General features: G+C 63.9%; 8 protein-coding genes. 2 read left to right on the forward strand and 6 right to left on the reverse strand.

The window, feature by feature from the left end:
- A partial coding sequence (locus tag ACILRN_RS14420) for a 2-hydroxyacid dehydrogenase (RefSeq protein WP_395689440.1) occupies positions 1 to 727 on the reverse strand: 727 nt, incomplete at its 3' end.
- Between the two features lie 160 nt (positions 728 to 887).
- Here ACILRN_RS14420 and ACILRN_RS14425 point away from each other — a divergent pair.
- The gene (locus ACILRN_RS14425) at positions 888 to 1,496 is read left to right on the forward strand and encodes an SH3 domain-containing protein (protein WP_395689442.1); all 609 of its coding nucleotides are present in this window, start codon (positions 888 to 890) and stop codon (positions 1,494 to 1,496) included.
- 18 nt (positions 1,497 to 1,514) lie between these two features.
- Here the strand turns inward: ACILRN_RS14425 and dnaJ are convergent, their stop codons facing one another.
- From dnaJ to ACILRN_RS14440, 3 genes are all read right to left on the reverse strand, one after another.
- Positions 1,515 to 2,690, reverse strand: a complete 1,176-nt coding sequence (gene dnaJ / locus ACILRN_RS14430) for a molecular chaperone DnaJ (RefSeq protein ID WP_395689443.1) — start codon at positions 2,688 to 2,690, stop codon at positions 1,515 to 1,517.
- A 159-nt stretch (positions 2,691 to 2,849) separates the two neighbouring features.
- Entirely contained in the window at positions 2,850 to 4,769 is a 1,920-nt protein-coding gene (gene dnaK, locus ACILRN_RS14435; protein ID WP_395689445.1) for a molecular chaperone DnaK, read from the reverse strand.
- Positions 4,770 to 4,967: 198 nt separating this feature from the next.
- On the reverse strand, positions 4,968 to 5,342 hold the full coding sequence (locus tag ACILRN_RS14440; protein WP_395689447.1) for a cupin domain-containing protein: 375 nt from the start codon (positions 5,340 to 5,342) through the stop codon (positions 4,968 to 4,970).
- Positions 5,343 to 5,434: 92 nt separating this feature from the next.
- On the opposite strand from ACILRN_RS14440, the gene ACILRN_RS14445 reads away from it, so the two are divergent.
- The gene (locus ACILRN_RS14445; protein ID WP_395689448.1) at positions 5,435 to 6,706 is read left to right on the forward strand and encodes a flavin monoamine oxidase family protein; all 1,272 of its coding nucleotides are present in this window, start codon (positions 5,435 to 5,437) and stop codon (positions 6,704 to 6,706) included.
- Here the strand turns inward: ACILRN_RS14445 and ACILRN_RS14450 are convergent.
- Together ACILRN_RS14450 and grpE are read right to left on the reverse strand one after the other, a co-directional pair.
- A complete protein-coding gene (locus ACILRN_RS14450) occupies positions 6,666 to 7,049 on the reverse strand; it encodes a VOC family protein (RefSeq protein ID WP_395689450.1) in 384 nt (127 codons plus the stop codon). The two genes, ACILRN_RS14445 and ACILRN_RS14450, sit on opposite strands and share 41 nt — an antisense overlap.
- 95 nt (positions 7,050 to 7,144) lie before the next feature.
- The coding region (gene grpE / locus ACILRN_RS14455) for a nucleotide exchange factor GrpE (RefSeq protein WP_395689452.1) at positions 7,145 to 7,737 on the reverse strand (593 nt) is incomplete at its 5' end.

A 7,737-nucleotide genomic window follows, 5' to 3' on the forward strand; every position in this document is an offset into this window, starting at 1 on the left:
CCGTGTTGACGATGATCGCTTCCTTCTTCATCAGCTTGAGGCGACGCGCCGATAGCAGGTGATAGGTCGCCGGCGTATGCGGACAGTTGACCGAGACGATGTCCATCCTGGCCAGCATCTGGTCCAGGCTTTCCCAGTAGGTTGCCTCGAGCTCCTCTTCGATCCTGGCATGAACCGGTTTTCGATTGTGATAATGAACCTGAAGCCCGAAAGCCCGGGCGCGACGGGCAACCGCGGTGCCGATGCGGCCCATGCCGATGATGCCGAGACGCTTGCCGCCGATGCGGTGGCCGAGCATCCAGGTCGGCGACCAGCCAGCCCAGCTGTTGTCGGCGCCGATGACCTGCGCACCCTCAATGATGCGGCGGGACACCGCCATGATCAGCGCAAGGGTGAAATCGGCCGTGTCCTCCGTGAGCACGCCTGGCGTGTTGGTGACGGTGATGCCACGTGACAGCGCCGTCTCGACATCGATGTTGTCAACGCCGTTGCCGAAATTGGCGATCAGCTTCAGCTGCTCGCCCGCCTGCATCAGCACCGCCTTGTCGATCCGGTCGGTCACGGTCGGCACCAGAACCTCGGCAGTCTTGACCGCCTCGACGAGTTCCGCGCGGCCCATGGCCTGGTCGGTCGCGTTGAGGCGCGTGTTGAACAGCTCCATCATGCGGGTTTCGACCACGTCGGGCAGCTTGCGGGTGACGACGACAAGTGGCTTGCGCTTGCTCATGCGGTAATCCTGGCTTCGCGGCGGAGTCTCAACATATTCTTAACCCGGCCCGATCAACTTTGTCACCGGTCCGGGAACGGAGTTGACCGGCGGGTCCTCCGTTTGCACGTAAGGATCAGTGGTGTAAACTGGCAAAGTGCCTAGGGAGAACCGGTAAATCATGTCACTTCGCTTCGCCGGCAAGCGGCGAATAGGCTCTGTTGCCCTGAGCCTGGCCTGTATTTGCATCGCTGCAGCCGCAATCTGGTCGGTGTTTGGCATGCGTACGCCAACTGCACCCCTGCCCGGTCCCGGAGACATCACCGGCTCGGTCGGGGAGGACACCCCCCGACCCATCGGCCCATCAGGCCTGCCGATTCCACGCTTCGTGTCGCTCAAGGCCGAAAAGGTCAATGTGCGGCGCGGCCCCTCCAGCGACCATCCCGTAGCCTGGGTGTTCCAGCGCAAGGGCCTGCCCGTCGAAATCGTCGCCGAGTTCGAGACCTGGAGGAGGGTCCGCGATTCCGATGGCGAGGAAGGCTGGATCTTGCAGAACATGCTGGCGGGCAAGCGCACCGCCGTCATCGCACCCTGGAAGAAGGGCCAGACTGTGCCCATCCACAGGGCGCCCGCCACAGATGCGCGGCTGGTTGCCCAGCTCGGAGCTGGCGTGGTTGCAGATGTCGACAGCTGCGACGGCCGCTGGTGCGAGCTCAATGCCGCTGGCTATGACGGCTATGTCGAACAGACCCAGCTATGGGGTGTCTACCCTGGCGAGAAGGTCGACTAGAGCAAGTCCTCCGACCACTCAGGTCCCGAACCCATCCCAGAAGGCCTTGGCCTTGGCGAAGAAACCCTCGGACTCGGGGCTGTTGTTGCGCGCTTCCTTTTCGAAATCGCGCAGCAAGTCTCGCTGCTTGCGCGACAGGTTGACCGGTGTTTCCACCGCCACCTGAATATACATGTCGCCGGTCTGCGAGGAGCGCAGCACCGGCATGCCCTTGCCGCGCAGGCGGAACTGCTTGCCGGTCTGGGTTCCTTCCGGAATTCCAACCCGCGCCTTCTTGCCGTCGATCGTCGGAACCTCGATCTCACCGCCCAGCGCTGCCGTGGTCATTGACACCGGCACCTTGCAGAACAGGTCAGCGCCATCGCGCTGGAAGAATTCATGCGGCTTCACCGACAGGAAAATATAGAGATCGCCCGATGGCCCACCGCGCACCCCCGCCTCGCCCTCATTGGCAAGGCGGATTCGCGTGCCGTCCTCAACGCCGGCCGGGATATTGACCGACAGCATGCGCTCCTTCGTGACACGGCCCTGCCCGCCACAGGATCCGCAAGGGTCCGAGATCACCTGGCCGCGCCCCTGACAGCTGGGGCAGGTGCGTTCCACCGTGAAGAAACCGGACTGCGATCGCACTGCGCCCTGACCGCCGCAGGTCGTGCAGGTCTTGGGGCTGGTGCCTGGCTTGGCGCCGGAGCCATTGCAGGTTTCGCAGGAAACCGATGAGGGCACCCGGATCTGTGCGGTCTTGCCGGTGAAGGCCTCGGTGAGACCGATTTCCATGTTGTATCGGAGATCGGCCCCGCGCGCTGCGCCGCCGTTGCCGCCGGCACCACGGCCGCCGCGGCGACCACGAGCGCCACCACCGCCCATGAAGTCGCCGAACAGATCCTCGAAGATGTCGGACATCGAGGAATTGAATTCCGGGCCGAAGCCAGCACCACCGCCGGGGCCGCGGCCGCCGCCCATGCCGCCCTCGAACGCCTGATGCCCGAAGCGATCATAGGCGGCCTTCTTCTGCGGGTCCTTCAGGACGTCATAGGCTTCGTTGATTTCCTTGAACTTGGATTCGGCCGACTTGTCGCCCGGGTTGGCGTCCGGGTGATACTGCTTGGCAAGCTTGCGATAGGCGGCCTTGAGTTCCTTCTCGTCGGCCGACCGGCCGACGCCCAGAAGCTCATAGTAGTCGCGTTTGGCCATGGTTCAATACCGCTCAGGGATTGCCGCCCCAGTCGCCGACAGGCGGCTCCACAGGGGACGGAAGACATTGGGAAGCAACATATAGCAGAACCCCGCCCCGCGCCGCGAGCCCCCACAGGAGCCCGCCACGTGAAGCGGGGTTGCAGTTTGCATGCGGAGCTAGACCTTCTTGTCGTCGTCCTTGACTTCTTCGAAGTCGGCGTCGACCACGTCATCGCCGCCCGCACCCGAGGCCTGCCCGGCGTCACGACGGGCATCAGCCTCAGCCTGCGACTGCTGCGACTTGTACATCGCCTCGCCCAGCTTCATCGAAGCCTGCGCCAGCGCATTGGTCTTGTCCTTGAGCGCATCGGCATCCTCGCCCTCCAGGGCCGACTTCAGGTCGGCAATGGCAGTCTCGATCGCCGACTTGTCGGCGGCCGGTACCTTGTCACCGAACTCCGAAAGCGACTTGGTGGTGGAGTGAATGAGGGCCTCGGCGTGGTTCCTGGCTTCCACCAGTTCCTTGCGCTTCTTGTCCTCGGCGGCGTTGGCTTCCGCCTCCTTCACCATGCGCTGGATGTCGGCATCGGAAAGGCCGCCAGACGCCTGGATGCGGATCTGCTGCTCCTTGTTCGTCGCCTTGTCCTTGGCTGACACGTTGACGATGCCGTTGGCATCGATGTCGAAGGTCACCTCGATCTGCGGCACACCACGCGGCGCGGATGGAATCCCCATCAGGTCGAACTGTCCCAGCATCTTGTTGTCGGCCGCCATCTCGCGCTCGCCCTGGAAGACCCGAATGGTCACCGCCGTCTGATTGTCGTCAGCGGTGGAGAACACCTGGCTCTTCTTGGTGGGGATCGTGGTGTTGCGGTCGATGAGGCGCGTGAACACGCCGCCCAGCGTTTCGATGCCAAGCGACAGCGGGGTCACGTCGAGCAGCAGAACGTCCTTCACCTCGCCCTTGAGCACGCCGGCCTGGATTGCTGCGCCGATCGCCACCACCTCGTCCGGGTTTACACCCTTGTGCGGCTCCTTGCCGAAGAACTGCTTCACCGTCTCGATGACCTTGGGCATGCGGGTCATGCCGCCGACCAGAACCACTTCGTCGATCTGGCCAGCAGTGACGCCCGCGTCCTTGAGCGCCGCGCGGCAAGGCTCGATCGTCTTCTGGATGAGATCGTCAACCAGGGCTTCAAGCTTGGCGCGGGTGAGCTTGAGCGTCAGGTGCTTCGGGCCAGAGGCATCCGCCGTGATGAAGGGCAGATTGACTTCGGTCTGGGCCGATGACGAGAGCTCGATCTTGGCCTTTTCAGCTGCCTCGCGCAGGCGCTGCAGGGCCAGCTTGTCCTTGCGCAGGTCGATGCCCTGATCCTTCTTGAACTCGTCGGCAAGATAGTCAACGATGCGCATGTCGAAGTCTTCACCGCCGAGGAAGGTGTCGCCGTTCGTCGACTTCACCTCGAACACGCCATCGCCAATCTCGAGGATCGAGACGTCGAAGGTGCCGCCACCGAGGTCATAGACCGCGATGGTGCCGGATTCCTTCTTGTCGAGGCCATAGGCCAGTGCGGCCGCGGTGGGCTCGTTGATGATGCGCAGAACCTCGAGGCCGGCGATCTTGCCGGCATCCTTGGTGGCCTGGCGCTGCGAGTCGTTGAAATAGGCCGGCACGGTGATCACCGCCTGGGTCACGGTCTCGCCCAGATAGCGCTCGGCGGTCTCCTTCATCTTGGTCAGCGTGTAGGCCGAGATCTGCGATGGCGAGAACTTCTTGCCCCGGCTCTCGACCCAGGCATCGCCATTGTCGGCCTTGATGATGGAATAGGGAACGAGCTTCTTGTCCTTGGCGACCATTGGGTCGTCAAAGCGGCGGCCGATCAGCCGCTTGATTGCGAAGAAGGTGTTCTCCGGGTTGGTCACGGCCTGGCGCTTGGCCGGCTGGCCGACCAGGGTTTCACCATCTGAGTTGAATGCCACGACCGAGGGGGTGGTGCGCGCACCTTCCGCATTCTCGATCACTTTCGGACTTTTGCCTTCGATCACCGCCACGCAGGAGTTGGTGGTGCCGAGGTCGATGCCAATCACTTTCGCCATAGTTATCCTCCAGTTGGCAGGCAGACTGGGGGAGGCCCTTTACGGCGCCCGCCCGACACCCCCTGAGAGGGGAGTCCGCCTCCTGATTTCGATATGGTCGGGGTTGTGCCGACTCGCGTCAGCTACCCCGCGTTCGAGGGGTATATAGGCAGGGGGGTCTGCCCTATCAAGCCGCCCGTCTCCGCATTTTCACCTGTTTCAGTCGAGCAGGACGACACTTTCCTGTTCATTGGGATCGGTACGCGAGATGACCGCCCGGACCGGCCGGTCGGTCGGGTTATAGGGCTGGTGCGGCACGCCAGCCGGAATGAAGCAGAAATCCCCTGCCCTGATCTGCATGACGTGTTCAAGGTTCGGCCCATGACGCATCTCGGAATAGCCCTCGAGCACGAAAATCGCCGATTCATGGGCCTCATGATAGTGCGGCCGCGCGGAGGCGCCGGGCGGTATGGTCACGATGTGCATGCACAGCTTCTCGGAGCCGGCCGACTCCGCCGAGATGCCGGAAAAACAGGACAGCCCCTGCTTTCCATCATAAGCCTCACCGCCCGTGATCAGCTTGCAGGATTTCATGGTCGAGCCTCCATTATGCGCTTGAAATGCTTTGCAGGACCATGCCCGGAAACGGCTTGCCCGAGCAAGCCTGGAATGACACAAGCTTGGGCATGAGCCACTATGACGTCGCGGTGATCGGGGCGGGCGCCGCCGGGCTTGCCGCCGGACTGAGCCTGCAGACATCGGGCCGCAGCTTTGTCGTGCTTGAGGCGCGCGACCGGACCGGCGGTCGCGCCTACACCGACACGGCGACACTCGGGCTTCCCTTCGATTGCGGTGCGCACTGGCTGCATGCGGCGGCGCAGAACCCCTTCACCAGGATCGCCGACGGTCTGGGCGCTCGCTACGATGACAATACGTCATGGGAGGACTGGACGCTCTATGCAGCAGGCGGTCCTGCCCTGGCGCCCGTCGTCGAGGAGGCCAGGAACTATATCGGCGAGGTGCTGGCGCGGATCGAGACGGCAGGTACCGCGGGCGGCGACGTGGCCTTCTCGGATCTCATGGAACCGGGCCACCGCTGGAACCCGCTCCTCCGGCTGCTCATCGGCCAGATCACCTCGCATGATCCCAAGGACTGCTCGACGCTCGACTCCGCCCGCTATGAGGACGAGGGCGGCGACTTTCCGGTCGAGGATGGCTTCGGCACGCTGGTGAAGCGCCACGCCGAAAGCCTTGGCGTCAGGCTCTCAACGCCCGTCAGCCACGTCGACTGGTCCGGGCCGGAGGTGAAGCTCACGACGGCGCGCGGCACGCTCACCGCGCGCGCCATCATTCTCGCTGTGCCGGTCAATGTGCTGATCGCCGGGCTCATCCGCTTCACGCCCGGCTTGCCGCACGCGTTGACCCAGGCCCTCCACGACTGCCCCATGGGCGTTTCGGAAAAGCTGGCGATGCTCCTCGACCGGCCGGTCGCCGGGATCGAACATCTGCACGGCGATGTGGTGGATTTGTCAGACGCCGCGAGACAGCCCTTCAACCTTTATGTAAACCCCTTTGGCCGCCCGTTGCTCGTTTCCCATTTGGCCGGCTCCCATGGGCGCGAAATGGAGAAGCTGAGCGATCCCGAGATCATGGCGGTGGCCCTGGATGCACTCACCGAGGCTTTCGGCGCGGGCATCCGGAAACGCATAGTCCGGACGCTCCGCACCCACTGGGCGTCAGACCCGTTCACGCTGGGCGGCTACTCGCATGCGAAGCCGGGGCGGGCCGCCTCCCGGCTGCTGTTTTCGCAGCCGGTGGCGGACAAGATCGTGCTGGCGGGCGAACATTGCTCGATCCCGTTCTTCTCCACCGTACACGGCGCGCACTTCTCCGGCATTGATGCAGCCAAAAAGGCGCTCAGGCTGCTGAACGGTCTACCGGCTTCATCCAGCCGATGACTGCTCCGGTCGGGTCCTGCAACACGGCGATCCGGCCAACCGACGGCACGTCGAAGACCGGCACCAGCAGCTTGCCGCCCGCCGCTTCCGCCGCCGCCACCCGGGCATCGACGTCATCGACGGCGAGATAGGTGAACCAGCCGGTGGGGCTTTCCGGCCGCGAGGTCATGTCCATCAGGCCCCAGGCGGCTTCGCCGTCCGCCATGGCGACCCAGTAATTGCCATCACCCGTGGGATCATGGGCCTCGAAGGTGAGCCCCAGCGTTCTGCCGTAAAAGGCCTTGGCCTTGTCAATTTCCGTGGTCATCAGTTCGGACCACACAACCTCGCCCTGTCTTGCCATGTGCCACGCTCCTCTCAAAGCACGCACAGGCTAGCGCCCGGACCATCCCACGTCCGTGACCTGTATCAAACCGAACGGAACATGGCCTCCGGCGTTCAGCCTTCGGCCTTGGCAACGCCAACCATGGCAGGCCGCAGGCAGCGCTCGCCGATCGCAAAGCCGGACTGCATCTCCTGAACCACGGTGCCCGGCGGATGATCGCTGGTGGGCATCTCGAACAGCGCCTGATGGACGTTGGGGTCGAACTTTGACCCCACTGTCTCGACCTTACGGATGTTGTAGCGCTGGAACACGCTGAGCAGCTCGCGTTCCGTCATCTCCACGCCGGCCAGCAGGTTGCGGGTCCCCTCGTCGGCCTTTTCGCGCGCGTCAGGCGGCATGGACGCGAGTGCACGCTGCATATTGTCGGCAACGCTCAGCAGGTCGCGGGCAAAGTTCGTGGCAGCATAGAGAATGGCCTCGGCCTTCTCGCGCTCGGCGCGCTTGCGCAGATTGTCCATGTCGGCGGCGGTGCGCAGCAGCCGGTCTTTCAGCTGGGCAGCCTCTTCGCGCAGCTGGGCGGTTTCCAGCTCGCGGGCATCGATGGCAAGCACCTCGGCAAGTTCCTCCGCGCTCGTTGCATCCGGAGTTTCGCCGGCCGCCTGCGCCTTGGCAGCGGCCTGCTCGGTTGCTGTGCTGTCATCAGCCA

It is taken from the genome of Aestuariivirga sp., assembly GCF_044238155.1.
In the GTDB taxonomy this organism is placed as follows: domain Bacteria; phylum Pseudomonadota; class Alphaproteobacteria; order Rhizobiales; family Aestuariivirgaceae; genus Aestuariivirga.

What these genes read in the sequence shown, in the direction of transcription:
- dnaK (WP_395689445.1), bottom strand. Translation starts at nt 4,769, where the DNA reads ATGGCGAAAGTGATTGGCATCGACCTCGGCACCACCAACTCCTGCGTG.
- ACILRN_RS14450 (WP_395689450.1), bottom strand. Translation starts at nt 7,049, where the DNA reads ATGGCAAGACAGGGCGAGGTTGTGTGGTCCGAACTGATGACCACGGAA.
- ACILRN_RS14445 (WP_395689448.1), top strand. Translation starts at nt 5,435, where the DNA reads ATGAGCCACTATGACGTCGCGGTGATCGGGGCGGGCGCCGCCGGGCTT.
- ACILRN_RS14440 (WP_395689447.1), bottom strand. Translation starts at nt 5,342, where the DNA reads ATGAAATCCTGCAAGCTGATCACGGGCGGTGAGGCTTATGATGGAAAG.
- dnaJ (WP_395689443.1), bottom strand. Translation starts at nt 2,690, where the DNA reads ATGGCCAAACGCGACTACTATGAGCTTCTGGGCGTCGGCCGGTCGGCC.
- ACILRN_RS14425 (WP_395689442.1), top strand. Translation starts at nt 888, where the DNA reads ATGTCACTTCGCTTCGCCGGCAAGCGGCGAATAGGCTCTGTTGCCCTG.